At 62.8% G+C, this 26265-nt stretch carries 25 protein-coding genes; 17 read left to right on the forward strand and 8 right to left on the reverse strand.

Annotated features, from left to right (window positions below; translation table 11 throughout):
* Positions 1–3 precede the first annotated feature (3 nt).
* Positions 4–2088 (forward strand): hypothetical protein, encoded by a 2085-nt coding sequence (locus NKH78_RS01655; RefSeq protein WP_352881693.1) that lies wholly within the window; start codon positions 4–6, stop codon positions 2086–2088.
* A gap of 171 nt (positions 2089–2259) precedes the next feature.
* Here NKH78_RS01655 and clpS read toward each other — a convergent pair whose 3' ends face one another.
* The 3 genes from clpS to NKH78_RS01670 form a co-directional block, all read right to left on the reverse strand.
* On the reverse strand, positions 2260–2565 hold the full coding sequence (clpS, locus tag NKH78_RS01660; RefSeq protein ID WP_023679498.1) for an ATP-dependent Clp protease adapter ClpS: 306 nt from the start codon (positions 2563–2565) through the stop codon (positions 2260–2262).
* Positions 2566–2821: 256 nt separating this feature from the next.
* The gene (locus tag NKH78_RS01665) at positions 2822–3037 is read right to left on the reverse strand and encodes a hypothetical protein (RefSeq protein WP_352450529.1); all 216 of its coding nucleotides are present in this window, start codon (positions 3035–3037) and stop codon (positions 2822–2824) included.
* A gap of 36 nt (positions 3038–3073) precedes the next feature.
* On the reverse strand, positions 3074–3418 hold the full coding sequence (locus tag NKH78_RS01670) for a hypothetical protein (protein ID WP_292665026.1): 345 nt from the start codon (positions 3416–3418) through the stop codon (positions 3074–3076).
* Between the two features lie 236 nt (positions 3419–3654).
* Here NKH78_RS01670 and NKH78_RS01675 point away from each other — a divergent pair, with 236 nt between their 5' ends.
* Entirely contained in the window at positions 3655–4371 is a 717-nt protein-coding gene (locus tag NKH78_RS01675) for a response regulator (protein WP_352509808.1), read from the forward strand.
* Positions 4368–5777 (forward strand): ATP-binding protein, encoded by a 1410-nt coding sequence (locus tag NKH78_RS01680; protein WP_352509806.1) that lies wholly within the window; start codon positions 4368–4370, stop codon positions 5775–5777. The genes NKH78_RS01675 and NKH78_RS01680 overlap by 4 nt, the downstream gene beginning before the upstream one ends.
* A gap of 71 nt (positions 5778–5848) precedes the next feature.
* On the opposite strand, the gene choV is transcribed toward NKH78_RS01680, so the two are convergent.
* The 3 genes from choV to NKH78_RS01695 all read right to left on the reverse strand — a co-directional run bounded on the left by choV (position 5849) and on the right by NKH78_RS01695 (position 8935).
* Positions 5849–7030 carry a choline ABC transporter ATP-binding protein gene (gene choV / locus NKH78_RS01685; protein WP_352646623.1) on the reverse strand — a complete coding sequence of 394 codons (1182 nt, stop codon included), beginning with the start codon at positions 7028–7030 and terminating at the stop codon, positions 5849–5851.
* Positions 7027–7881 carry a choline ABC transporter permease subunit gene (choW, locus tag NKH78_RS01690; RefSeq protein WP_352646625.1) on the reverse strand — a complete coding sequence of 285 codons (855 nt, stop codon included), beginning with the start codon at positions 7879–7881 and terminating at the stop codon, positions 7027–7029. Before choW ends, choV begins: the two co-directional genes overlap by 4 nt.
* Before the next feature lie 118 nt (positions 7882–7999).
* On the reverse strand, positions 8000–8935 hold the full coding sequence (locus NKH78_RS01695; protein WP_352646626.1) for a choline ABC transporter substrate-binding protein: 936 nt from the start codon (positions 8933–8935) through the stop codon (positions 8000–8002).
* 237 nt (positions 8936–9172) lie between these two features.
* Here NKH78_RS01695 and NKH78_RS01700 point away from each other — a divergent pair, with 237 nt between their 5' ends.
* The 8 genes from NKH78_RS01700 (at position 9173) to NKH78_RS01735 (ending at position 19257) form a co-directional block, all read left to right on the forward strand.
* Positions 9173–9784, forward strand: coding sequence for a thymidine kinase (locus NKH78_RS01700; RefSeq protein ID WP_352646628.1), 612 nt, complete (start codon positions 9173–9175; stop codon positions 9782–9784).
* Positions 9785–9910: 126 nt separating this feature from the next.
* On the forward strand, positions 9911–10300 hold the full coding sequence (locus tag NKH78_RS01705; protein WP_352702956.1) for a c-type cytochrome: 390 nt from the start codon (positions 9911–9913) through the stop codon (positions 10298–10300).
* A 122-nt stretch (positions 10301–10422) separates the two neighbouring features.
* Positions 10423–11511: a hypothetical protein gene (locus NKH78_RS01710; protein ID WP_352478015.1), complete on the forward strand. Its 1089-nt coding sequence runs from the start codon at positions 10423–10425 to the stop codon at positions 11509–11511.
* 35 nt (positions 11512–11546) lie between these two features.
* Positions 11547–12692, forward strand: coding sequence for a hypothetical protein (locus NKH78_RS01715; RefSeq protein ID WP_352509802.1), 1146 nt, complete (start codon positions 11547–11549; stop codon positions 12690–12692).
* A 24-nt stretch (positions 12693–12716) separates the two neighbouring features.
* Positions 12717–14627, forward strand: coding sequence for an AAA family ATPase (locus NKH78_RS01720; RefSeq protein ID WP_352737718.1), 1911 nt, complete (start codon positions 12717–12719; stop codon positions 14625–14627).
* A gap of 198 nt (positions 14628–14825) precedes the next feature.
* Positions 14826–16130 (forward strand): DUF6638 family protein, encoded by a 1305-nt coding sequence (locus NKH78_RS01725; RefSeq protein ID WP_352737717.1) that lies wholly within the window; start codon positions 14826–14828, stop codon positions 16128–16130.
* A gap of 15 nt (positions 16131–16145) precedes the next feature.
* The gene (locus NKH78_RS01730) at positions 16146–17270 is read left to right on the forward strand and encodes a DUF2333 family protein (RefSeq protein ID WP_352737716.1); all 1125 of its coding nucleotides are present in this window, start codon (positions 16146–16148) and stop codon (positions 17268–17270) included.
* A 307-nt stretch (positions 17271–17577) separates the two neighbouring features.
* Positions 17578–19257 carry a formate--tetrahydrofolate ligase gene (locus NKH78_RS01735; protein ID WP_352737715.1) on the forward strand — a complete coding sequence of 560 codons (1680 nt, stop codon included), beginning with the start codon at positions 17578–17580 and terminating at the stop codon, positions 19255–19257.
* A 72-nt stretch (positions 19258–19329) separates the two neighbouring features.
* Here the strand turns inward: NKH78_RS01735 and NKH78_RS01740 are convergent, their stop codons facing one another.
* Positions 19330–19977, reverse strand: a complete 648-nt coding sequence (locus tag NKH78_RS01740; RefSeq protein WP_352881699.1) for a cysteine hydrolase family protein — start codon at positions 19975–19977, stop codon at positions 19330–19332.
* 127 nt (positions 19978–20104) lie between these two features.
* Here NKH78_RS01740 and NKH78_RS01745 point away from each other — a divergent pair, with 127 nt between their 5' ends.
* The 3 genes from NKH78_RS01745 to NKH78_RS01755 all read left to right on the forward strand — a co-directional run bounded on the left by NKH78_RS01745 (position 20105) and on the right by NKH78_RS01755 (position 22266).
* Positions 20105–21094: a helix-turn-helix domain-containing protein gene (locus tag NKH78_RS01745; RefSeq protein WP_254819147.1), complete on the forward strand. Its 990-nt coding sequence runs from the start codon at positions 20105–20107 to the stop codon at positions 21092–21094.
* Between the two features lie 186 nt (positions 21095–21280).
* The gene (gene parS / locus NKH78_RS01750; RefSeq protein WP_352737759.1) at positions 21281–21760 is read left to right on the forward strand and encodes a type II RES/Xre toxin-antitoxin system antitoxin; all 480 of its coding nucleotides are present in this window, start codon (positions 21281–21283) and stop codon (positions 21758–21760) included.
* On the forward strand, positions 21757–22266 hold the full coding sequence (locus NKH78_RS01755) for an RES family NAD+ phosphorylase (RefSeq protein ID WP_352737713.1): 510 nt from the start codon (positions 21757–21759) through the stop codon (positions 22264–22266). The genes parS and NKH78_RS01755 overlap by 4 nt, the downstream gene beginning before the upstream one ends.
* A 59-nt stretch (positions 22267–22325) precedes the next feature.
* Here NKH78_RS01755 and NKH78_RS01760 read toward each other — a convergent pair whose 3' ends face one another.
* On the reverse strand, positions 22326–22883 hold the full coding sequence (locus tag NKH78_RS01760) for a sugar O-acetyltransferase (RefSeq protein ID WP_352777007.1): 558 nt from the start codon (positions 22881–22883) through the stop codon (positions 22326–22328).
* A 147-nt stretch (positions 22884–23030) separates the two neighbouring features.
* Here NKH78_RS01760 and NKH78_RS01765 point away from each other — a divergent pair, with 147 nt between their 5' ends.
* From NKH78_RS01765 to NKH78_RS01775, 3 genes are all read left to right on the forward strand, one after another.
* The gene (locus tag NKH78_RS01765; RefSeq protein ID WP_352737711.1) at positions 23031–23492 is read left to right on the forward strand and encodes a DUF4126 domain-containing protein; all 462 of its coding nucleotides are present in this window, start codon (positions 23031–23033) and stop codon (positions 23490–23492) included.
* The gene (locus tag NKH78_RS01770; protein WP_352737710.1) at positions 23489–24865 is read left to right on the forward strand and encodes an FAD-containing oxidoreductase; all 1377 of its coding nucleotides are present in this window, start codon (positions 23489–23491) and stop codon (positions 24863–24865) included. Before NKH78_RS01765 ends, NKH78_RS01770 begins: the two co-directional genes overlap by 4 nt.
* A 129-nt stretch (positions 24866–24994) precedes the next feature.
* Positions 24995–26062, forward strand: a complete 1068-nt coding sequence (locus NKH78_RS01775; protein WP_352737709.1) for a M14 family metallopeptidase — start codon at positions 24995–24997, stop codon at positions 26060–26062.
* Positions 26063–26265: the final 203 nt, after the last annotated feature.

Below are 26265 nucleotides of genomic sequence, written 5' to 3' on the forward strand. Positions count from 1 at the left end.
ACCATGAACTGGTCGCTCTCCTTCGAACCGCTCATCACCTGGCCGCTGCTCGCAGTGGTCCTGGTGCCGCTGCTGCTGGCGCTGGCCGGCCTTTGGTTTCGCCAGCGCGGTGCGATTTTCCGCCTGGCAGCCCTGATTGCCCTGGCTGCGGCGCTGCTCAATCCGGTGTTCCTCGACGAAGAGCGCGAGCCGCTGAAAAGCATCGTCGCCGTCGTCGTCGACCGCAGCCAGAGCCAGGATATCGGCGACCGCACCAAGCAGACCGACGCGGCGTTAGCCGGGCTTCAGCAGCGTCTCGGCCGCTTCAAGCAGTTCGACGTTCGTGTCGTCGAAGCCGGCAAGGCCGAAGCCGCCGACGAGCGCACCGAGACGCGGTTGTTTTCCTCGCTCGAAAATGCTTTCCGCGACGTGCCGCCATCGCGCATCGGCGGCGCCATCATGATCACCGATGGCGAGGTGCATGACGCGCCGTCCGGCACACCCGACTTCAATGCCCCGCTGCATGCGCTGATTACCGGCAACGAGCATGAAAGGGACCGTCGCATTCGCTTCGAGAATGCGCCGCGCTTCGGCCTCGTCGGCAAGCCGCTCGACATGACCTATCGCGTCATCGCCACCAACAACGACACCGGCCCGGTCGATGTCCGCGTATCGGTCAATGGCGAGCAGGTATCGGTCGAGCACGCCAACATCGGCCAGGCGATGCCGCTGCAGGTGACCATTCCCAGTGCCGGGCGCAACATTGTCGAACTCGCCATCAACCACGAGCCGGGCGAACTCACCGACACCAACAACCGCGCCATCGCGCTGATCGACGGTATTCGCGAAAATCTGCGGGTACTGCTCGTTTCCGGTGAACCGCATGCGGGCGAGCGCACCTGGCGCAATTTGCTGAAATCCGACGCTTCGGTGGACCTCGTGCACTTCACCATCCTGCGCCCGCCGGAAAAGCAGGACGGCACGCCGATCAACGAATTGTCGCTGATCGCCTTCCCGACGCGCGAGCTGTTCGTCGAGAAGATCAAGGATTTCGACCTGATCATCTTCGACCGCTATCAGCACCGCGACGTACTGCCGATCCTCTATTACGACTATATCTCCGAATATGTCAAAAAGGGCGGCGCGCTGCTGATCGCGGCAGGCCCCGAATATGCCGGCGAAAGCTCGATCGCCCGCACGCCGCTGATGTCGGCGCTGCCGGCAATGCCGACCGGCGAGGTCATCGACAAGGCCTTCTATCCGCGCCTCACCGATACCGGCCAGCGTCATCCGGTAACGCGTGGGCTCGACGGCTCCGCGACCGAGCCGCCGCACTGGAGCCGCTGGTTCCGTACCATCGGGGTCGAGAACCCCGAGGGCGAGGTGGTGATGAAGGGCGCCGACAACCGGCCGCTGCTGCTGCTCGACCGCAAGGGCGAAGGCCGCGTCGGCATGCTTCTGTCCGACCAGGGCTGGCTGTGGGCGCGCGGCTTCGAGGGCGGTGGGCCCCACGTCCAACTCTACCGGCGCATCGCCCACTGGCTGATGAAGGAGCCCGAACTCGAGGAAGAGCGGCTGACCGCCGACGGCCGCGGCATGGTGCTGGAAATCCGCCGCCAGACGATGAGCGACGACCCCGGCCCGGCGCAAGTCATCACGCCATCCGGCAAGGCACTGATCGTCAGGCTCGAGAAATCCGAACCAGGTGTCTTCCTCGGCAGCGTCGAGACCAGCGAAATCGGTCTCTACCAGGTCGGCAATGGCGACCTGACGGCATTGGCCCATGTCGGGCCGGTCAACGCCCCGGAATTCACCGATGTGGTCTCCACCGAGAACCGGCTGAAACCACCGGCTGAGGCAACCGGCGGCAGCGTTCGCCGGCTGGCGCCGGCCTCGCCACTTGGCAATCTCACCAGCACGGTCATGCTGCCATCAATCGTCCCGGTCCGCTCCTCGGGAGCGGCTTCCGGCAATGACTGGATCGGCCTGCGCACCACCGACGACAGCGTGCTCAAGGCCGTCTCGCGCGTGCCGCTGTTCGGTGGCTTCCTCGGACTCGGCCTGCTGCTTTTGGCGATGGGCTCTATGTGGTACCGCGAAGGGCGGTAGCGGCACCGTCCTTCCTTCTCCCCTTGTGGGAGAAGGTGGATTGGCGCGAGGCGCCAAGACGGATGAGGGGTGCCGGAAGAAATGAGGCGTCGGCGTTCCCTGGAACACCCCTCATCCGACCGAGCTTCGCTCGGCCACCTTCTCCCGCAAGGGGAGAAGGGAAAAGGAGCCCTACTCCTCCGGCTCCGTCGTGAACATCAGCGGATAACCCTTGGCCTTGCCGGCATCGGTTGCCCGCGCCGCCTTGGTCTCGGCGACATCCCTGGTGAAGACGGCGACGACGCAGACGCCGCGCCGGTGCGCAGTAATCATTATCCTATGCGCCTGGTCTTCGCTGAGCTTGAACTCGGCCTTCAGCACAGTCACGACGAACTCGCGCGGCGTGAAATCGTCATTGACCAGGATAACCTTGTAGAGCTTCGGCCGTTCGACTTTCGGCTTCGTGCTGGTACGGGGTTTTGTCGTGATTTCAGGCATTGGACCGGCAATTGAGTACGACGGCTTTGCGGTCATTTTGACATGGGCAAAAGCGGTCGTCCATTCAACCGCGCGCGAGCGGCTTCCCGGCGGGCGCAGTTCAAAAGTCCGTGCCTATGTGGGAACTGCCGTCTGGCGTTCAACGGGGGTGTGGGCCGGGACTGCCCCCATTGTCTGCACGCAACAAAAAAGACGACCGCTCCAGGCAAATCGCAACTGGAGCGGTCTTCTCATAGGGTAGAAAGATGTCGCTTGATCAGGCCTTCGGAGCTGCCTTGACCGCGTGCTTCTTGTGCTTCTTGACGGTCTTCTTGGCAGCGACCTTCTTCACGGCCTTGGCCGGCGCAGCGGTCGTCGTTGTCGTCGCAGCCGGGGTGGTGGTCGCGGCATTGGCGCTGCTGGCGCCGAGAACCGGCATCGAGACGGCCAGCGCGATGGCGAGACCGAGGGCGGAGAGGAGAGACTTTTTCATGGCTTCACTTCCTTTTTGTGCAGATCGGATTGAGTGTCACTGAACGGGATCGATCGGTGTCACTCCAAGCAGCTTCAAGGCGTTCGCGAGCATCCGGATTCCCTGTGCCTGTTTCTTGTTGGCGCAGAACCGGTTTCCCTTTCTTTGAAGTGCTTTCGCCGCGGTGACCTGCGTTGCCGCGGCATGGGTTTCGAGGGCTTCGTCAAACTGGCGGTTCAGATCGATGCAACGCTCGCTGCGGGTGGTCGCCACCTTTGCATCGGCCGCCTTTGCATTGGCCACCTTTGCATCGGCCAGTTTTGCATCGGCTTGTTCAACCGCGGCCGTGACGAGCGAAATGGAAAGCAACGCACCCATCAGACTGATCGAGAACCTTTGCATTGGTCTATCCGTATCCCGTAACGCGTGTCGCAGCCGATGACCTGACCGCCACGGCACCACTTATGACCTTGATTTTTTTCGGCAGTTTTTCCGGATTGTAGAATTTTGTTTCTGGATTGTTTCTGGGCAGCCCGGATCGGGCCGCCGATCTTCACTGGCCAACTTATGGCCTGAATTCTATCGTCTGGCTGACGGCCGAAGCACCGCTTGGGCGATCCACAAATGACAGGTTTCCTGTGAAATCCGACCCCCACATACTGATCGTCGACGACGACAAGGGCATTCGCGACCTGCTTCAGGAATTCTTCCAGAGGCGAGGGCTGCATACATCTGTCGCCGCCGACGGCACCGAGATGGAGACCGTCCTGCGCCGCGCCCAGGTCGACCTGATCGTCCTGGACGTCATGCTGCCCGGCAAGAGCGGGCTGGAGCTCTGCCGCGAGTTGCGCGCCAATTATTCGACGCCGATCATCATGCTGACCGCGGTTACCGAGACAACCGACCGCGTGGTTGGGCTGGAGATGGGCGCGGACGACTACGTGCCGAAACCCTTCGATCCGCGCGAGCTGCTCGCACGCATTCGTGCCGTCTTGAGACGCAATGGCGCCGCCGAGCCGCGACGCGCCGCCTCGCGGCAGATCTACCATTTCGCCGGTTGGACGATGGACTGTTCGCGCCGCCGGCTAATGGCGCCCGGCGACGTCAGGATCGAGCTGACGATGGCCGAATTCAATCTCCTGCAGACCTTCGTCAAGAGCGCGCAGCGCGTACTGAGCCGCGAGCAGCTGATCGAGCTGTCCGGCGGCGACAGCGGCTACAGCTTCGACCGCAGCGTCGACATTCTGGTCAGCCGGCTGCGGCGCAAGATGGAGGACGACCCGAAAACGCCGAAGCTGATCCTGACCGTGCGCAGCGGCGGCTACCAGTTCCTGCCTGAGACGACCTCCGAATGAGACGCATCCTGCCGCAAACGCTGCCGGTCTGGGTGCTGCTCATCGTCATCGCCGGCCTGCTGATCAGCCAGATCGCGACCCTTTACATCGTTTCGCGCGACCGTGCGGCCGCCAATGACGTCGTCGATCTCTATCGGCTGAACGACCGCGCCTTCTCGCTGGTGCAGCTGATGCATGATGCCACCCCAGAACAGCGCAAGGCGACGGCCTCCGGGCTGTTCAATGCCACCTATGCGCTCACCGTCTCCGACACGCCCGCCGTCACCTCGTCGATAGCGGGCGACGACGAGCTGGCCGAACTGGAAGACATATTGGTCGGCCGGCTGTCGAAGTTCGGGATCACCGATGCACGGGTCCGCCGCGACCCGGCAACGCACGAAGCGGACGCTCCCGGTGGGACGGTCGCCGGTCCCGATATCGGCCAGGTCGAGCGCGACCTGCTGGTGCTGGCGGCCGATTTCGCCCAGAGCGACAAGCTGACGGCTTCGCTTCGCTTTGCCGACGGCCAGTGGCTGAACTTCACCGAACCGAACACGCCGGCCGGGCCGATACTGAGCTTCGATAGCCTGCCGCTCTATGCCTTAATCGCCGGGCTGGTGGTGGCTTCCTCGATCTGGTCGCTGCGCCGGCTGACGGCGCCCTACAGGATGATGGAGACCGCGGTGAAGCGGATCGGCGAGGACCTGAAGAGCCCGCCGATCGCCGAGAGCGGCAGCCGCGAGGTGCGTACCGCGGCAAAGGCGGTCAATGCCATGCAGGCGAGACTGCGCGCCTACGTCGAGGACCGCGAGCATCTTGCGGCCGCACTGGCGCACGACCTGCGCACGCCGCTGACCAGGATGCGGCTGCGCCTCGAACTGCTGAGGAATTCGTCCGTGCGCGCCGCACTGGCGCACGACCTCGCCGACATCGAAGGCATTGCCAGCTCGGTCATCGACTTCGCCACTTTCGAGGTGACCGAGGAGAAGAGCGAGAGGATCGATTTCTGGTCGCTGGTAGAATCGATCGCCGACGGCTTCGACGAGGTCTCCTTCGAGAATGAAGACGGGCGCTCGCGCGGCTTGATCTGCATGGCGCGGCCGGTCGCGCTGCGGCGCTGCGTCACCAACCTCGTCCAGAACGCGGTGACCTATGGCAAGAGGGCGCATCTCAGCCTGCGTCAATCAGGCAAGACAATCACGCTGGCGATCCATGACGAAGGGCCGGGCATACCGCAAGCCGAGCTCGACGCCGTGTTCGGCTCGTTCGTGCGCCTGGAACAGTCGCGCAACCGTCAGACCGGCGGCCTCGGCCTCGGCCTGACCATCGCCCGCAACATCGCCCGCGGCGCCGGCGGCGAGGTCATCCTGTCCAATCACCCCGATGGCGGCCTGTTGACGGAACTGAGATTGCCGCTGGCGGTTTAGCTTGCGGTATCGGGCTAAGCCGGCGTTCCTTCGCGCCGGCGTTTGGTCTCGGTTCTCGCCAAGGAGAAAAATTATCTTCGCAGCACCGCGCTCAGCACATCCCTGACGCCGATGGCGCCGACGAAGCGCGACTGGTCGTCGAACAGCGCCACCGGTGCGGTCTGCGAGCGATGCATGGCCAGCATCACGGTCTTCAGCGAGGTGCCGGGATTGGCCCAGAACACCTGCGCCGTCTCCTCCGGCTGTGCCTCGACATCGGCGCAGGACACCCATACCGCCGGCTTGCCGTCGCGCTCGGCCGCCGCCACCAGCCCATGCTCGTCGATCTTGAAGCGCGTCGTCTTGCGCCGGTCGAGCCACACCCAGCCGTTCTCGCCATGTTCGAGGTCGCGGCGGTCGCGCATGACGTTCCACGCGGTCAACACCGAGAGCGGGTTCACATTGGCGATGAAGTCGCGGACATAGTCGTTGGCGGGCCGCAACACGATGTCTTCCGGCGCACCGGTCTGCACGATGCGCCCGCCCTCCATGATAGTGATGTGGGTGCCGATCTTCAGCGCCTCCTCGAGGTCGTGGCTGACGAAGATGATGGTCTTCTTCAGCTCGGCCTGAAGCTGCAGCAGCTCGTCCTGCAGCTTGGTCCGGATCAGCGGGTCGAGTGCCGAGAACGGCTCGTCCATCAGCAGGATCGGCGCCTCGGTGGCGAAGGCGCGCGCCAGGCCGACGCGCTGCTGCATGCCGCCGGAAAGCTCATGCGCGTATTTCTTCGACCACTGGTCGAGATGAACCAGCTTCAGCTGTTTGGTCACCCGCTCCTTGCGCTCGGCTTCAGGCACGCCGGCGAGCTCGAGGCCGAGGCCGACATTTTCCTCCACTGTGCGCCACGGCAGCAGGCCGAACTGCTGAAACACCATTGCCACCTGTTTCTGCCGCAACCGCCGAAGCGTCGCCTCGTCGCAGGTCACGACGTCGACCGTGCCGTCGCCGTCCTTGACCAGCACCTGGCCGCGCGAGACCACGTTCAGCCGGTTGACGGCCCTGAGCAGCGTCGATTTGCCGGAGCCGGAAAGCCCCATCAGCACCGAGATCTCGCCCTCGTTCACGGTGAGGCTGGCGCCGGCGCAGCCCAGTACGTTGCCGGTCTGTTCGAGGATCTCGGCGCGGGTGGCGCCGCTGTCGATCAGCGCCAGCGAGCCTGCCTGGTCGGCGCCGAAGACGATGTCGACATTTCTGAAATCGACGGCGACGGTCATTTCTTGCCTCCCACGCCGATGCGCGTCATTCGGTCGAGCACGATGGCAAGCACGACGATGGCCAGCCCTGCCTCAAGCCCTAGGTCGATCCGGCGCGAACCGAGCGCGCGGTTGATCTCGGTGCCGAGGCCGCCGGCGCCGATAAGGGCGGCGAACACCACCATCGACAGCGACAGCATAATCGACTGGGTCAAGCCGGCCATGATGGTCGGCAGCGCCGAAGGCAGCTCGACCTTCCACAGCAGCTGGCGTTTGGTGGCGCCGAACGCCTCGCCCGCCTCGACGATCGATTTCGGCACCGAGGTGACGCCGAGATGGGTGAGCCGAACCGAGGTCGGAATGACGAAGATGATGGTGACGATGAGGCCGGGCGCATTGCCGAGGCCGAACAGGGTCAGCACCGGGATCAGGTAGACGAAGGTCGGTAGCGTCTGCATCAGGTCGAGCACCGGCAGCATGACGCGATACACCTTCGGCTTGTGCGCGGCCCAGATGCCGAGCGGCACGCCGATGGCCATCGACACGGCGGCGGCGGCGACCACCAGCACCAGCGTCTCGACCGTCTGCTTCCACAGGTTCTGGTTGAGGATGAACAGCAATCCAATGAATACCGCCAAAGCCAGGCCTTTCGAGCGCTGCAGGAAATAGGCGAGCAGAGCGATCAGCGCGATCAGCAGAACCGGCGGCAGCAACAGCAGCCCGTCGACGATGCCGTCGAGCAGGAAGTTGAGGGTGTTGGAAAAAGCCCTGAAGATGGTGTCGAAATTGTCGGTGAGAAAGCCGAAAAACGCCTTCCCCCATGCCCCGATGGGAATCTTGTAACTGACCAGGAATTTGGAGATCGGATCCATCTAGCCCCTCTTCTGCCGGCGCCGTCCTTCGCCGCACGGTCATCTTGTCACAGGATATGAAAAAGGGCAGCCATTTCTACCGTGGCTGCCCCTTGTCTCGTCATGCCAGATGGTCGGGTCAGCTTCCGAGCGCCGTTTTCACCCCAGCCGCCGCATCGCCGCCGTCGAAGGTGGTGACGCCGGCGATCCAGGGGGTGATCGCGTCAGGGTGTTTCTTCAGCCAGTCGGTCGCGGCGGTATTGGCGTCGGCGCCCTTCAGGATCGCGTCCATCATCTCGCCTTCCATGTCCAGGTTGAACTTCAGATTGGCGATGAACTTGCCGGCGTTCGGGCATTCGCTCATGTAGCCCTTGCGCACATTGGTATGCACGGTGGCGGCGCCGAAGCCGCTGTCGCCCATCCCCTCGAGATAGGTGATCTTCATGGCGCCCATCACCGGATGCGGCGTCCAGCCGAGGAAGGCGATCCATTCATTGTTCTTCATCGACTGCTCGGCCTGGGTGAGCATGCCGGCCTCGGAAGACTCGACCAGTTCGAAGCCTTCGAGATTGGTCTTCGGATCCTTGATCATATCGAGGATAATGCGGTTGCCGTCATTGCCGGCCTCAATACCATAGATCTTGCCGTCGAACTTGTCCTTGAACTTGCCGAGATCGGTTAGCGTCTTGACACCGGCATCGGCGACATAGGTCGGAACGACGATGCCATAGCCGGCACCGCTGAGATTTTCGCTGACGGTCTCGACCGAGCCTTCGGCGGTATAGTCCTTGATGTCGTTGGTCATCGACGGCATCCAGTTTCCGAGGAACACGTCGAGGTCTTTGTTCTTCAGCGACGCATAGGTCACCGGCACCGAAAGCTGGATCACCTGCGGCTCGTAACCGAGCGCCGTGAGCAGCACCGAGGCGACGCCGGTAGTCGCCTGGATGTCGGTCCAGCCGACATCGGACAGCCGCACCGTCTTGCAGCTTTCCGCATCACCGGCGAAGGCCCCAGTCGTGGATAGAAAAGCCGCCAGGCCGAGACCGGCGACGAATGAACTCATGCGCGACATAGAAATTCTCCCATTTCAGTTCTCGGTGAAGCGAAGTGGCGGTTTTATTTCCACCTTTGTTCCGTCAGCCAAACACCATTCTGCTGCGGTTTCAAGCACTAAGGCAATCACGAACAACGGCGCAGGCTGGCCGATCGGCGACACGCCCGCCGCTTTACGGATGGAAGTCGTCTTTTCCCGGTGGAATGTAGGCGCTCCCCCTCCCCGCTTTGTTGCAACTCGGCTTAAAAGGACGGCATGGCCAAGCTGTACTTCCATTATGCGACGATGAATGCCGGCAAGACGACGATGCTGTTGCAGGCCTCGTACAATTACCGCGAGCGTGGCATGACGACGATGCTGTTCATCGCCGGCCACTACCGCAAGGGCGATACCGGGCTGATCTCGTCGCGTATCGGCTTGGAGACGGAGGCCGAGTTGTTCCGCGACGGCGACGATCTGTTTGCCCGGGTCGCCGAGCATCATGACCACGCCACGGTGCATTGCGTCTTTGTCGACGAGGCGCAGTTCCTCGAAGAGGATCAGGTCTGGCAACTCGCCCGCATCGCCGACCGGCTGAACATTCCGGTCATGTGCTATGGCCTGCGCACCGATTTCCAGGGCAAGCTGTTTTCCGGCTCGCGCGCCCTGCTGGCGATATCAGACGAGCTGCGCGAGGTGCGCACCATCTGCCGTTGCGGCCGCAAGGCGACGATGGTGGTACGCCTAGGGGCCGACGGCAAGGTGGCGAAACAGGGTGAACAGGTGGCGATCGGCAAGGACGTCTATGTCTCACTCTGCCGCCGCCATTGGGAAGAGGAAATGGGCCGCGCCATGCCCGACGATTTCATCGGCTTCATCAAAACCTGACCAGCGCGTTGCGTCCATCCGTCCGCCCAGCCGACATTCGTTCCGCGATCGCGTCATCGTGCGGCGCTTGTTAAGGCTTGCTTCCTATTTTCAAAACCTCTCAGCCAGAGCCGTCGGGGGGTTCCCATGCTTCGAGCCATTTCGTCTGCAACTGCTTTCCTCATCGTCGGAGCTCTTGCCGCGCATGCCGACGGCGATGCCGCTCTCGGCAAGAAGGTCTTCAACAGATGCATGGCCTGTCACGAGGCAACGAGCGAACGCGACAAGGTCGGCCCGCATCTGCTGGGTGTCGTCGGACGCACCGCCGGCACCGCGGACAGTTATCTCAGCCGCTACTCGCAGGGGATGAAGGACGCCGGCGCCGCCGGCCTGGTCTGGGACGAAATAAGCCTTGCCGAATACCTGCGCGCGCCGCGGCAGAAGGTCCCCGGCAATAAAATGGCCTTCTCCGGCCTGACCAGCGACGAGGACATCGCCAATGTCATCGCCTACCTCAAGGCTGATCCCAAGCCCTGAGCGTGACCCCAGTTGCCTCGTTTCCTGGTGTCGCCCGTCTTCCGTCTTTCATTCGCCAAACCCGGCACATATAGTCACGGCGGTTCGCGACACGAAAACCGATGCCGAAGCGGGAGGCCCCAATGGCGACATTGCAGAATTTCGATGCCGAGATTGCCAAGACCAAGCAGGTCGTAGAGGACATGCGCACCAAGATCGAGCAGTCCGGTAGCGTGCTCGACACGCTCGCCACCGCCGACAAGAAGATCGGCGACGCCAATTTCGACATCGAGAATGCCCGCATCGAGGACGTGCTGAAGCAGCAGAAGGTGATGGAAGGCAATATCGCCGACCTGATCATCGGCCTGGAGGACGCCACCAACGTCTTCGGCGCCGAATTCGAGAGCATGAAGAACTACACCGGCTGGGAGAATTTCGTCGGCGTCTTCTCCAGCCAGCGCAAACAGCGCATGCGCACCGACCGCGTCCGCAACATGTCGCTGGCCGGCAATTTGCAGGAGCTGTTGGCGAAATCCGACACCATCGTCGGCATCCTCAAGGCGCAGAAGCAGGTTCTCGACACGCGCTACAAGACCTCCGAGGCCAGCCTGTCGCAGGTGATCGAGCGCCGCAAGACAACCATGTCCAATCTCGAGACCGTGCAGAAGCGCATCGAGGAACTCAACCCGATGCTGCTCGACATCGAGAACAAGATCGCCGCCTCGACCAGCCAGAAGGAGCGCACGCAGCTTGAAGGCGAACGCTCGAAACTGGCCACGGAATACAACGAAAAGCAGGCCAAGGAGCAGGAATTGCTGGCCGAGAGCCAGACGCTGGAGCGCTACACCTCGATGTTCCAGACCTTCGTCGATTCGCTCAACAATCAGATCGCGGCGCAATCGACGCTGATCAACAAGCTGACCATCGATACCGAGCAGCGCATCGTGCTGTACAAGGCCCTGGAAGATTCGCTGAAGACCGCCGCCCAGCAGGATGTCGCCCATAAGATCAACACGCTGGGCAGCCAGGTCGACAACACCGCCGAGGAGACCATGGCCGGCATTGGTGCCGCCTCGCAAAAGCACATCGGCGATCTGCTTGAAATGCACGAGAAGAACATGGTCGCCACCGCCGACATCCAGCGCCGCAAGAAGCTCGCCGACGACGCCTTCGCCCGCCGCTTCGACGATGTGATGAAGAAGCACAATTCGGCAAATTACGTGCAGTCGTAATTGCTGCACGTGCACTGCTCCCAAGGGCTGGCAGCATGACCCCCGAAAACGAAGCCGCGGCGCGCTATTTCTCGGCGATCGCGGCTGCACTTGGCGGCCTCGAAGTGTTCATGCGCGACGATCGCTCGCCGCTCTATCGGCACGGCATCGTCGCCAAGGTCGTCGCCGAATATATTGCGCGGCTCGAAAAGTCGTTCTCGTGCTGGCGCAACCGGCTGGGTTTCACCGAGACGTTCCGCATCTCGCGCGCCGAAAGCGGTTTTCCGGTTTTCCAGAACCTGCTCGAACTGGAAAACGACCGCCTCCAGGCCGACAGCCGTCTCGCCGTCATCCCTTCGGCCAGCGAGCTGCGCGAGGAAATGGCCGACTTCATTCTGCGCCACAAGGAATTTCCCGAAGCGTTGCAGAAGTCGATGGCCGAGCGGCTTTACCTCGAAGACGTCAAGAGCGGGACCACCTTCGGCCCGTTCACGCTCGCCCAGACGGCCAAGGTTTCGGTCAACCCGAAGACGCTGCGGCCCTATTATCTGGTCCACTGGGCCTGCTTCGACGGCAGCGCCAACCTGCCGCTGGTCTACATGGCGACGGTCGAGGATTCCTCCGACGACATGATCCGGCAGCTGGTCGATAGCAGCGGCAAGCTTAATGAGAGGGTCGACATTCCGCTGCCGGTCGACGGCTTGCTCAATCCCGAACTCGCCCACCGTTTCGACGATTTCACCGAGAAGAATTCCGCCTACACGCTGTCGCCGGCGACGATCGCGGTCAACCTCGACAAGGATTTCGAGACGCTGCATCCCAAGCAGCTGCGCCGCGTCGTGCTCGGCCCGTTCTATTCTGCCGGCATTACCGACAACAATTCGACGGTGAACGAAGTGCTGGCCAAAGTGCGCAAGCCGGAAAACGCCTGGCTGCTGACCTGGACTATCCAGGAGGTCTTTTCCAAGGCCGAGAAGCCCGGCCGCAAGGGGCTGTTTTCGAGCGAGAAGACGACGCAGGAATTCTTCATCAACACCGACGATCTCGAGGCCGCACGCCAGGGCGTGTCGAGCTACGAGAACCACGCGCTGATTCCGCATGAGGCCTATCAGTCGCTTTACGCCGCCGGCGAGGCGCAGAAGATCTTTTCGGGCTACAAGGTCCATATCCTGTCCAAAGGGCAGGTCATCAGCGACGTCTGACCATCAAATCGCGGAGTATCCTCCATGGACACCGGTCTGACCACCATCCCGGAAGCAGCAATCGAAAAGCACCGCGCCACTGCGCAAAGTTTCATCACCCGCATCGTCGTGCTGGAGGACCCATCGCGCGAATCCGGTACCGCGCTTGCCGGCACCAACCGCCGCTTCGTCTCGACCGTTTCGGTGGGCTCGGTTCGCCGCACGCGCGAGGTCGAGTTCGCCAAAACCGTCGCTGCCGTCCATCCCGACGACCAGCTGCTGACCATCCCGCAGCACACGCTGCTGTTTCGCGCCCGGCGTGGGCTGGCCATTGCGTTGGCAATATCCGATGTCTTCGCCGAAGGCTCTGACCTCGAAAGCCTGCAGGCGAAAAACGCCCGCGCGCCGCTCGAAGGCGACGAGGCCGCCACATTCAAAAAGCTGCTGTCGGCTTCGGCCTATATTTCCGCCTTCAGCTTCGCCTCCTATCTGTTCCAGCTGATCGATAGCGACGGCGAGGCGCCGAACGACACGCCCGAGCCGGACTTTCTGTTCGACACGCCCCAGGATGCGGTGAAATCGATCGTGGCCGGCCTCGACAGGGCGATATCAGGCGCGAAGGACGACGCCGACCTGATGACCCGGGCGCGCGCCTTTGCCCGTATTGCCATCGATGGGCTTTTGGCGCGAAAAGGCCGCTTCGACGGCATCGGCCCGTTCGAGAACGCGCATATCCGCATCGACGTCGACGATTTCACGCTCGATGGTTTCGACGTCGCGCCGGGCAAGCGGGCAAAACCGTTGGTCATGACCTTCAAGAAGCCGGAAGAGGTCGTCGGCAACCACATCGCCAAATACCAGTCGGTCAAGCTCGCCAAGATGCTGATGGCCTACGACTTCGAGCGCGAGCTGAACCCATTCGTCGAACTCGGCGGCTTCCTGTTCACCTTCATCGGTGACGGCTCGCCCGGCACCGGCAAGACGACGCTGATCCAGATGATCGCCGGCCTTCTCAACGGCTACTGCCAGGTCGCCGGCTATCCCTTCGCCTACGAGAATTTCGGCGTCGACCAGATCTCCTCCTACCAGGGCAAGTCCGGCCAGAACTGCCGTCAGTTCATCAACAATGTGCTGAACCCGCGCGTCATCGGCTTCGGCACTATCGACGATATCGACCAGGTCGCCGCACGCCGCTCCGACGATCGCGCCTCGGCCGGCCAGCAGGAAATCACCGGCGTCCTGATGGACGCGTTCGGGGGTGCCGGCACCGTGGTGCGCGGCAATTGCTCGTTCGGCATGTTTTCCAACTATCCCGAGAACGTCGACGACGCATTGCGCCAGCGCGCCGGCGCGCGCTGGCTGGTCGATGGCCCGCAGAGCCGCGACGACTACATCGACATCTTCGTTCTGCTCGCCGGCAAGAACCACAAGATCCCGCTCGGCGAGCACAAGCTCTACGCTGCCCAGGAAATCCAGCGCGCGGTGATGGAGGCCTATGAGGAACATGAAAAGCCGCAGGAAGACGGGCTGATGAAGGTCTACGAGCGCTATATGAAGGAGAACGGCGCACCGAAGACGATGGCCGACATCGGCACTTATCTGCACATGATCAAGGATGCCGAGCCGCGCTTTACCGGCCGCGCCATCAAGAACGTCACCGACGCGATCAAGATGCGTGCCATGGACATCGAATTGCCCGACGAGTGGTTCGAAAAGCCGGAAGCCTTCATGCACAAGGGTTACGACGACAAGAAAGCCATGATCGAGGAACTGCGCGGGCCATTCTCGATGGACATGGTCATGCAGGAGATCAATCGCTATGCGGATTCCGAATTCCGTTATTCCGACAAGTCCGACGATGCCGCGGTGAGCAAGATGATCCGCGATACTCGGCTGCGGGAGCGTGCCGTCCGCGAGATCGAGGAGATGAAGAAGAAGGGGCTGTGGAATGCGTGAGATGCGCCGACGCCCCCTTCTCCCCTTGTGGGAGAAGGTGTCGCCGAAGGCGACGGATGAGGGGTATTCGTCAAGCTGGAACACCCCTCATCCGACCGAGCTTCGCTCGGCCACCTTCTCCCACAAGGGAAGAAGGGGCGTTCGCGCCCCTCATCCGCCGTTCGGACACCTTCTCCCCGTGAACGGGAAGAAGAAAGCATGAGCCCCGCCAAGAAGCCCGATCTGTTGCGCGACAACGAGCTGATCTATGGTCGGCTGCTGACGGTCGACGAGCCGCACCTGATCCAGCGCTACAACAAGGCGATGGTCGCCTTCGGGCTGAAGCCGACCAAGCTGAAAAGCTTCGAGATCGATCGCACCGGCTTCTCGCCGCAGGTCGCCGAGGAATGCGGCGACTACAGCTACCTCGATCCGAACGAGGTCAACCGCCGCTTCATCATCCTGACGCCGTCGCAGATCGACCTGCCGGTGGTGCACACGGCATTCTCCAACACCTCGCTGCTGATGTACGAATTCATGTCGAAGAACCAGCGCGCCATCGATGCGCTGACGATCAAGGACGTCATCTACGGCGAGATCGAGGACTCGGTCCCCAAGGTCGACGACATCGAGGACCTGCTGTCTATCAACCAGGTGGAATTCAAGGTGCTCTCGGCCGAGGATGTGCTCGGTAAGGCCGCCGAACTCGGCAAGCTGGTCGACCGGCTGAAGCAGGAGCCGGATGCCTGGCGCGACAACGCCATGCTGGCCCACATGGTCGAGCTGGCGAAGATCTGCGGCGACATCCGCGAGAATGCGCTGGTGCCGGACCAGGTGATCTTCCGTCACAATGCCTATTGGACCAGCCATTTCGGCGGGCTCTATGTGTTCGTCGATCCCGACGTGACGACGGTGATCAGCGACCCGACAGCGCCCGGTTTCCGCCGCTCGCGGCCGTGGCAGGTGAGTTACCTTTCGATCCACGATGCCGACAAGGTGTTCAAGTTCCTCGCCTCGACCGGCCGCATCGAGCTGCCGCGCGCCTCATGGATCGAAACCTCCGGCTATCTCGAGCATCGCGCCGAAATGGTGGTGCGCGCGCTGATCCGCGACGCCGAGCCCGACCGCAATCTGACCGATGTCGACAAGGTCTGGCTGCAGACCTGGATCCACGGCCATGCCGATTTGATCACCAGGGACGGCAATTTTCCCTTCCTCAACGCCGCCAAGCGCGAGATCGCCCAGCTCGGCCATCTCAAGATCGAAGATGTGTTCCCGCAGCAGCGCTTCCTGGTCATCCGCGCCAAGCCGGACCATCCCGACGCCTGGCTGACCAACCAGCTGATCTCGGGCTTCGTGCCGCAGGACTTCGTCTCGCGTTACGTCTTCAACAAGCCGGGCTTCTACAGGGATTATGACGGCTTCAGCGACGCCTGGCGATCGCATGTTGTGGACGTTCTGAAAACCACATATTTGAAGGACAAGGTGGCGTTTCGCACACGCCTCTATGGCTTGACTGACTGAGGGGGTGACATCGCCATGCTTGATCCGATCGTGAGTTTCTTCACCCGGATTTTCCAGTGGATTGGCCGCGGCATCGGCTTGCTCGTCGGTGCGATCCTGTGGCCGTTCCTGTGGGCGGGGCGCTGGTACACGCAACGCGGCTGGATCCTGAAGGCGGTGCTCGGACTGGCTGTGCTCGTGCTGATCGGCCTCTATGTCAATTTCTTCTACGCCACCCAGTGGTGGAACAATTTCGACCCGAATTACGTCGACAAATACACTTTCGAAAAACGCAACAGCTCCGCCGGTGAACAGGTTTCCGCCGGCGCCGGCACCGACACGGCCAAGACCTGCGGAAATTCAGCCATTGCCCAGGTTGCTGCCGACCTGACCGACTTCAACGTCAACCAGAATGCCTGGGTGTCGTCGATGATCCTCTACAAGCTCGGCCTGTTCGGCATCGACTGGGACCACACGCCGTTCATGGACAACAAGGCTTCGTTCCAGCGCGGCATCAACCAGGCGGTGCGGCGCACGGCGACCGAGCTTGCCGATAATCTCGGCCGCGTCCGCACCACCTCGCAGATCGACGCCGACCTGCAGGACGCCCGCGGCAATCTGCAGTTCGATGAGGAAACCTGGTATTTCGGCTTGAACCCGTTCGGCCCCAAGACGCCGACGCCGAGCTACTATCGCGACGCGGTGCGCAAGCTGCGCTCCTTCAACGCCCGGCTGGCCGCGTGCCAGGCGACATTCGATGCCCGCGCCGACAATCTCAAGCAGTATATCGACCGCATCTCTTCCGATATCGGTTCGACCTCGGCGATCCTCAAGGAGCGTGCCGAAAACCACAATAATGGCTGGTTCGACACGCGCGCCGACGACCGCTTCTGGTTCGCCTATGGCCAGCTCTATGCCTATTACGGGCTGATGAAGGGCGCACAGGCCGACTTCGAGGACGTCATCAAGGAAAAGCACCTGCAGAACCTGTGGGATACGATGGACGCGCAATTCGTCTCGGCGCTGCGCATCCAGCCCTTCATCATCGCCAATGGCCGCGAGGACGGCTGGCTGTTGCCGACACATCTGACGACGATGGGCTTTTACATACTCAGGGTGCGCTCGAACATGGTCGAGATCAGCAACGTGCTGACGCAGTAGCGGATCGTTCCGCACAGCCGGCGCTGGTGAATTTGCGCCGTTGCTTCTGTCGCTTTTCGCGTATTAGGCGGCTGTTTTGAGACGGTGGAACCGCCCCTGCTCTGGCTTCTATACGGCGCTGCAACCGGCGCAAAAAAGAACCTGTAGCAGAGCGGCCGGCGGCAGAGGTATTTTCTTCGCAGGAAACATAGTTGCATGAAAGTTGACGCCGGGGCAGCGACAGGGGTAGAACATGCTCGCGCCTGCAATGCCGGGCTGTTCTTGCGACCACACTAGTCAAATCCGTCCAATCCAGAGGGAAGCCGTCATGGCCGAAGTGAAGTCCGACATCGAGATCGCGCGCGGCGCCAGGAAGAAGCAGATCCAGGAGATCGGCCAGAAGATCGGCATTCCGAGTGAACATCTTCTGCCCTACGGCCACGACAAGGCGAAGATCTCGGCCGAGTTCATCAAGTCGGTGAAGGGCAACAAGGACGGCAAGCTGATCCTGGTCACCGCCATCAACCCGACACCGGCCGGCGAAGGCAAGACGACGACGACAGTGGGCTTGGGCGATGGCCTCAACCGCCTCGGCAAGAAGGCCATCGTATGCATCCGCGAGGCTTCGCTCGGACCGAATTTCGGCGTCAAGGGCGGTGCCGCCGGCGGCGGCTACGCGCAGGTCGTGCCGATGGAGGACATGAACCTCCACTTCACCGGCGATTTCCATGCCATCACCACTGCCCATAACTTGCTGTCGGCGCTGATCGACAACCACATCTATTGGGGCAACGAGCTCGGCATCGACACCCGCCGTGTCGTCTGGCGCCGCGTCATGGACATGAACGACCGGTCGCTGCGCGAGATCATCTGTTCGCTCGGCGGCGTCGCCAACGGTTTCCCGCGCGAGGCCGGTTTCGACATCACAGTCGCCTCGGAAGTTATGGCCATCCTGTGCCTGTCGACCGACTTGAAGGACCTGGAAAAGCGCCTCGGCGACATCATCGTCGCCTATCGTCGCGACAAGTCGGCCGTCTATGCCCGCGACCTCAAGGCCGACGGCGCGATGGCCGTACTCCTGAAGGACGCCATGCAGCCCAATCTCGTGCAGACGCTGGAGAACAACCCGGCTTTCGTCCATGGCGGCCCCTTCGCCAACATCGCGCATGGCTGCAACTCCGTGGTTGCCACCACGACGGCGCTGAAGCTAGCCGATTACGTCGTCACCGAAGCCGGTTTTGGTGCCGATCTCGGTGCCGAAAAGTTCTTCGACATCAAATGCCGCAAGGCCGGCCTGAGGCCGGCAGCGGCGGTCATCGTCGCCACGGTTCGCGCCATGAAGATGAATGGCGGCGTCAAGAAGGAGGACCTCGGCAAGGAGAACGTCGAGGCGGTCAAGAAGGGATGTGCGAATCTCGGCCGCCACATCGAGAACATCCGCCAGTTCGGTGTGCCGGCTGTGGTCGCCATCAACCATTTCTACTCCGACACAGAGGCCGAGATCCAGGCGATGAAGGACTACGTCGCCTCGATGGGCGAAGAGGCGATCCTGTGCAAGCACTGGGCCCAGGGATCGGCCGGCATCGAGGAACTGGCCAAAAGGGTCGTGGCATTGGCCGAATCCGGCGCGTCGCAATTTGCCCCGCTTTATCCCGACGCCATGCCGCTGTTCGAGAAGATCAACACCATCGTCCAGCGCATCTATCGCGGTTCCGAAGCGATCGCCGACAAGTCGGTGCGCGATCAGCTCCATGCCTGGGAGCACGCCGGCTATGGCCACCTGCCGGTCTGCATGGCCAAGACGCAATATTCCTTCTCGACCGATCCGAATCTGCGCGGCGCGCCGACCGGCCACACCGTACCGGTGCGCGAGGTCAGGCTGTCTGCCGGCGCCGGCTTCGTCGTCATCATCTGCGGCGAGGTCATGACCATGCCCGGTCTGCCCAAAGCGCCATCGTCGGAAAAGATCTTCCTGAACGAAATCGGCCAGATCGAAGGCCTGTTTTAGGGATAATCAGTGCTCGTACGGCAAAGGGCGCCGCAACGCTGCGGCGCCCTTCTGCCTGTCCGCAATGGTCTCCTACGCTGCGCTCCGCGCCAGCGCGCGCTGGTTGGAGGCATAGGGTGTGTCGTGCTGGGGTACCACGCCGGTCTTCAGGCACTCGATCCATTCGGCGGTTTTGAGAACGGCCGCGAAGCGCGATTGCAGGACGATCGTCATGACGCGATGGATTTCCTCCCCCGACGCGTAGCCGGCGCTGTTGGCGTAGGGCAATGACCCCGTTGCGTCCGATAGGAACTCCACCTCGAAGCCCATATGCACGGCGTGGATGACCGTCGAGAGGTCGCAATTATGCGTCATGTAGTCGATGACAGTGATCGTATCGATAGAGTTGGCGCGCAGCCACTCCTCGAGGTCGGTGCCGGTGAAGGCGCTTGGCAGGTGTTTTTCGACATAGTGGTCGCGGTTTCGCCTGGCGATTTCCGGGTGCAACTCGGCGCCGTGGCTGCCCTTGGCGAAAACCGGTGAGGTTTCCGGTGCCAACTGCTTGACGACCACCACCTTGACGCCTGCCTCGGTGGCCGCATCCATCGCTCGCGCTACATTGACGACGCTCTCGCGGAAGGGCGGATGCTGGATGGCGAGGTTGCCGCCGTCATAGTCGTTTTGAACGTCGATGACGATGAGGGCGCGGCGTGGAGCTTTACCTGTGGCTGGGTGCGACATGGGGGTTCCTTTCCCGTTGGACAGTGATGGGTGGACGATAAACTCGGCACCGGATTGCAAAAAGTGTCCCGATTGACATTATTCGAAAGAATTGGGACAATCGGCCTCACCCGTTGCTGGAGCTCCCATGACCGATCCTGCCGTTGCCGCCATCGCCTTCGATGGCATCAGCCCGTTTCATCTCTCCGTGCCGTGTCTCGTGTTCGGCGCGGATCGCACGGAGCTCGGCCTGCCGCGCTTCGACTTCCGGGTCTGCGCGATTGAGGACGGGCCGATCCGCACCGATGCCGGGCTGACCATCAGCGTCCCGCACGGGCTTTCCGCGCTCGATGACGCCGACATCGTCATCGTGCCAAGCTGGAAGGATCTCGGGAGCTCGCCTCCAGCCGCATTGATCGACGCGTTGCTTGGCGCGCACGAGCGCGGCGCGCTGATCGTCGGGCTGTGCTTGGGAACGTTCGCTGTTGCGGCGACCGGACTGCTTTCGGGGCGGCGAGCGGCGACGCACTGGGCCTACGCGGATCAGCTGCAGGAACTCTATCCCGACATTCTCGTCGAACCGGAAGTGCTCTACATCGACAATGGCGACGTCGTGACATCCGCCGGCGTCGCCGCCGGGCTCGACTGCTGCCTGCACGTCGTACGGGCTCGTTACGGCGCGGAGGCGGCACTTCGCCTGGCCCGGCAGATCGTGCTTTCTCCGCATAGGCAGGGCGGGCAGGCTCAATTCATCGAACGTCCCATCGCCAGGACCGGCAATGCGGACCGCTTCACCCAGGCTCTCGAAGCGGTGCGCAAAACCCTGGGTGAGCCGCACAGTCTGGACAGCGTTGCCGGTCACGCCGGCCTCACCCGCCGGACGTTCACGCGCCGTTTCCAGAAAACGATCGGCACCAGTTTTGGTGACTGGCTGACCGACCAGCGCGTCCAGCTGGCGCAGCGGCTGCTGGAGGCAACGGAGAAATCGATGGACACGGTTGCCTTCGAGGCCGGTTTCGGCAGCGCCACCTCGCTGCGCCAGCATTTCGCGGCGCGGCTCAGAACCTCGCCGGCGCAGTACCGGCGCGAATTCTCGAAGAGTGCTCAGGAGGAGCGCGTGGCGCACATGCCGAGGTGAAATTCGGCTCGCGCTCGATTCCAGGGCAATCGCTTCAGTGCCGACGTTGGACTGCCATCCGGCCCGAGCAGGCTATCTTTTTCTCGGAGCATTTGCCCTGCTCTCGATCCTGTCGTACTTGAAAGGCTCTGCGTCATCTGTCATATATTAAAGCGACAGATGACGCGAAGAGGGCTCGCCGTGGCGATGGTATTGGAAAAGGCTGCGCCAGCAGCAAAAAACAATGAACTTCAGAAGGTGGCGAAATTGCTAGGCGGCAGCCGCATTCTGGCAAGGCGCCTCAGCAGCGCTTTGGATGCCCACGAGTTGCTTCTGCACGGCCTGCCGGCTTCAGCGCTGGACCATCTTATCGGGCAACTCGTCTTCATCCAGAAGACTGATTCGCTGGAGAAGGCCGTCGGCATGAGCCTACGCACCTACCAGCGCCGCAAGGATGCTCCTTCCAAGCCTCTCAGTCAGGACCAGAGCGGACGAACCTGGAAGTTCGCGGAGATCCTGTCGAAAGCGACCGACGTGTTCGGTTCGCAGGTGGAGGCAGAGCAATGGCTGGAGCGCCCGGCGATTGGGCTCGACCAGCGTCGTCCAATCGACCTTCTGGCGACACCGCCGGGGATCGAGCTTGTAGAAGACTATCTGGAACGGCTTGAATATGGCGTTTATGCATGACGCCGCTGCCGGCGGCGCTTGGTGGCTCCGACCTCATCGGATGGCGCCTGGATCAAGCCGCGTTTGCGCCTGCATGGGATAGTGGCGAGGGCGCATACAGGGTGGGCGGACGCTGGAACAGCAAGGGCGTGCGCGCCGTCTACTGCTCGATCGATCCGTCGACTGCGATCCTCGAAGTTGCGGTCCATAAGGGCTTCAGGGCGCTCGACACGATAGCGCATGTCATGACGGCAGCGATCGTCAGCGATGTCGCGGATGTGCATATCGTCGACCCTGCGGCCGTGCCCAACCCCAACTGGTTGCGCCCGGGCATTCCGAGCTCCGGACAACAGGCGTTTGGCGACGATCTTCTGCAACGGCACCGCTTCGTTGTGATTCCGAGCGCCGTATCGCAGCATAGCTGGAACCTGATCTTCGACGCGAGCCTCGCCAGAGGGGCATACGCCATGAAGACCCAGGAGGCGTTTGCGCTCGACACACGGTTGCATCCACCTCCGGCCAAGTGACACAGCCGCCCCCATGTCCACCAGAACGACGACATGACCGGCGACGGAAGCACAGGTGCTCAGCCGTTCCTGATTATCCGTGCCGGATTACCAACCACCGTGGTGTTCGCCGCGACGTCGCGCGTCACCACGGCACCGGCGCCGACGATGGCGCCGTCGCCTATCCTGACCCCGCCGAGGATGATGGCACTGCCGCCGCTCCAGGCATTGTCGCCGATCTCGACGGGCCTGGCGATCTCCAGCCCTGCCTGCCGCCCCGCAGCCTCCTTGTGGTGCTCGGCGCAATAGATCTGCACATTGGGGCCGAGCAGCGTTCCCTTGCCGATGCGCACTGGCGCCGTGTCGAGGATGGTGCAGCCGGCATTGAGGAAGACGCGGTCGCCGAGAAAGATGTTGAAGCCATAGGCACAGTGGAACTGCGCTTCGATCCGGGCGCCCTCGCCCGCAGCGCCGAGCAGCGCCCGCAATCCAGGCCCGATGTCGCCGCGCTGCCGGGGCGGCAGGCTGTTATGCTCGAACACCGCGTCACGCGCTGTGATGCGCAGCGCCTCCAATTCCGGATCGAGGCAGCGATACCACTCGCCCGCCGCCATTTTCGTGTGTTCGCTCGCCGTCATGGCCGCAACTCCAGTTTCAACTCTGCCAAAGCACAAGTGGTGAAAATACGGAAGCGCCGGCGGCGACACCACCTCTGGTCAAATACCCGACCTATGGTAGCTTGCTCTCTCGGACCTGTCCCAAGCCGGCCATCGAGGGGATCGATCATGCTGTACATTCTTGCACTCCTGATTGGCGTCGTTGCCGGGCTTCGCGCCATGACCGCGCCCGCCGGGGTCGCCTGGGGCGCCTGGCTTGGCTGGTTGCCGGTCGCCGGCACCTGGGCGAGCTTCATGGGCCACTGGATCGCCGTCGGCGTCTTCACCATCCTGGCCATCGCCGAACTGGTCACCGACCAGCTGCCATCGACGCCGAGCCGCAAGGTGCCGCAGCAATTCGGCACGCGCATCGTCCTGGGCGCGTTCACCGGCGCGGTGATCGGCGCCACCGGCGGCGCCACCATAGGCGGCCTGATCGCCGGCGCCGTTGGTGCGGTGATCGGCACGCTGGGCGGCGCCGAGGCGCGCAAGCGCCTGGCCACCGCCTTCGGTAAGGACCCGCCCGCCGCCTTCATCGAGGACGCGGTGGCGATCGCCGGCGGGCTTCTGATCGTGGCGGCGGCGGCATGACTGCAAAGACATTCGATGCCATCATCGTCGGTGCCGGGCAGGCGGGCCCGCCGCTCGCCGGCCGGCTGAATGCGGCCGGCATGAGCGTGGCGCTGATCGAGCGAAAGCTGGTCGGCGGCACTTGCGTCAACACCGGCTGTACGCCGACCAAAACGATGGTGGCAAGCGCCTATGCCGCGCATCTCGCCCGCTCCGCCGCGGATTATGGCGTGACGCTCTCCGGTCCCGTCAGTGTAAACTACAAGGCGATCAAGGCGCGCAAGGACAAGGTCTCCAACGACGCCCGCGGCAATCTCGAAGACTGGATTGCCGGCATGGACAAATGCACGCTCTATCGCGGCCATGCGCGCTTCGTAAGCGCCAACACGGTGCGCGTCGGCGACGATCTGCTGAGCGCCGAAAAGATATTCCTCAACACCGGCGGGCGCGCCTCGGTGCCCGACCTGCCCGGCATCGACGGCATTTCTTACCTGACCAACTCGTCGATGATGGATCTCGACGAGCTGCCGCGCCATCTCATCGTCGTCGGCGGCAGCTATGTCTCGCTCGAATTCGCGCAGATGTTCCGCCGTTTCGGTTCAGAGGTCACGGTGATCGAAAAGAGCCCGCGGCTGATCGGCCGCGAGGACGAGGACGTCTCGGACGCCATTTTGTCGATCCTCGAAAACGAAGCCATTGCCGTCCATCTCGGCGCCGACGACATCCGCTTCGCCAGGCGAGGCAACGAAATCGCCGTGACCTTCTCGCCAGGCAAGGCGGCTGCGGTCGGCTCGCATGTTCTGCTGGCGCTCGGCCGTACGCCAAACACCGACGATCTCGGCCTCGACAAAGCCGGCGTCGAGGTCGACAAACGCGGCTTCATCGTCGTCGACGACCAGTTGCGCACCAGCGTGCCCGGCATCTGGGCGATGGGCGACTGCAACGGCAAGGGCGCCTTCACCCACACCTCCTACAACGATTATGAGATCGTCGCCGCCAACCTGCTCGACAACGATCCGCGCAAGGTCAGCGACCGCATCGAGGCCTATGCGCTCTATATCGACCCACCACTCGGCCGCTGCGGCATGACCGAGATAGCGGTAAGGAAATCCGGCCGCCGCGCCTTGGTCGGCCAGCGGCCAATGACCCGCGTCAGCCGTGCAGTCGAAAAAGGTGAGACGCAAGGCTTCATGAAGATCCTGGTCGATGCCGACACCAGGGAGATCCTCGGCTGTTCGGTGCTCGGCCCGGGCGGCGACGAGGCGGTGCACTGCGTGCTCGACCTGATGTATGCCAAGGCGCCGGTCAGCACGCTGGCGCGCGCCGTCCACATCCACCCGAACGTCTCGGAGCTTCTGCCGACCATCGCCCAGGAATTGAAGCCGCTGGTGTGAACCGGGCGTATCGCGCGACCCCTCGCGCATCCCGCAGGGAGGCTCATTGCGCCCATAGCGCCGCTGGCTGGCCCAATCGACAAGCGCGCCGGCGACGGGCATGTCTTCCGAACTCTTGACGGAGGCAGCATGCAGAAGTCCATCGAACGCATCGCCGGCGACAGCGAAGGCGTTTCCTACGAATTCCCCGTCTTCCGCTTCGCCGGGTCGGACAAGACGGCGCCTTCCGCCTATCTGCAGGCGGCGCTTCATGCTGGCGAATTGCCGGGCGTCGTCGCCATCGACACGCTGATACCGATGCTCAGCAAGGCGGAAGCCGAAGGCCGCATCACCGGCAATATGACCATCGTGCCCTGGGCCAATCCGATCGGCCGCGCGCAATATCTTTACGGCGACCATCAGGGCCGCTTTCATCTGGGCACGCGCACCAATTTCAATCGCGGCTTTCCGCGGCTCGCCGCGCCCGACGTCGCCCTGCTGCCGACGCACGGCACGGTCGACCAGCGGCTGAAAACGCGGCTGCTGCAGCTCTCCATCGGCCACGACATTGTGCTCGACCTGCATTGCGACGATGAGGGCCTCGCCTATCTTTATGTCCACACCAGCCTGTGGCCGGCCATGGCGGATTGTGCAGCGGCCATGGGCGTCGATGCGGTGATGCTGTGGCACGAAGATCCCGACGGCACCTTCGAAGGCGCCTCGATCATGCCGTATCAGAACGCTCCAGCCGACGTGGCGCGCCTGGACCGGCGCGTCGCCACCACGGTCGAATATCGCGGCATACTCGATGTTGACGGCGCCCTGGCCGGCGCCGATGCCGAAGGGCTCTATCGGCTGCTGGTGGCGCGCGGCGTCATCCAGGATCAGGCGCTGCCCGCGCCTGGCAGCTTCGTTGGGCCAAGTTTTTTTACCGGTATTGTCGCGCCGCTCGAAAACACCGAGATGATGCCGGCGCCCCGCTCGGGCGCGATCCTCTACGACGTGAAGCCGGGCGACCGCGTCACCAAGGGTGCGCGCCTTGCCACCATCGTCCACGCGCCCGGCGAGCCCGACGGCCGCACGGAAGTGTTGGCGCCGCAGGCGGGCCTCATCCTGACGCGGCGTTCCCGGCGCGTCATCCGCGCCGGCGAAGACCTCTTGAAGCTGGTCGGCGACAGGAAGAGCGCCGATGCAAGGTCGGGGACGCTGGAGGATTGAAGCCTTCATTTGAATCCAGTTGCGCGGCCGGCCAATCGCCGCTATGGGAATCGCCATGAACATGCGTTCGATCAAGACCATTTGGTGGTGGGCTCGCTGACAGCGGCCTGTTCGAACGCGTTCGCGTGACAATAGAGGGTGGCCGCAGCGGAATGTCCGGGCGGCCATTTGTTTTTTCAAGCCATTCCCGGGTCCGATGCCCC

Origin of the sequence: Mesorhizobium sp. M0910 (genome assembly GCF_040319465.1) — a bacterium.
In the GTDB taxonomy this organism is placed as follows: Bacteria; Pseudomonadota; Alphaproteobacteria; order Rhizobiales; family Rhizobiaceae; genus Mesorhizobium.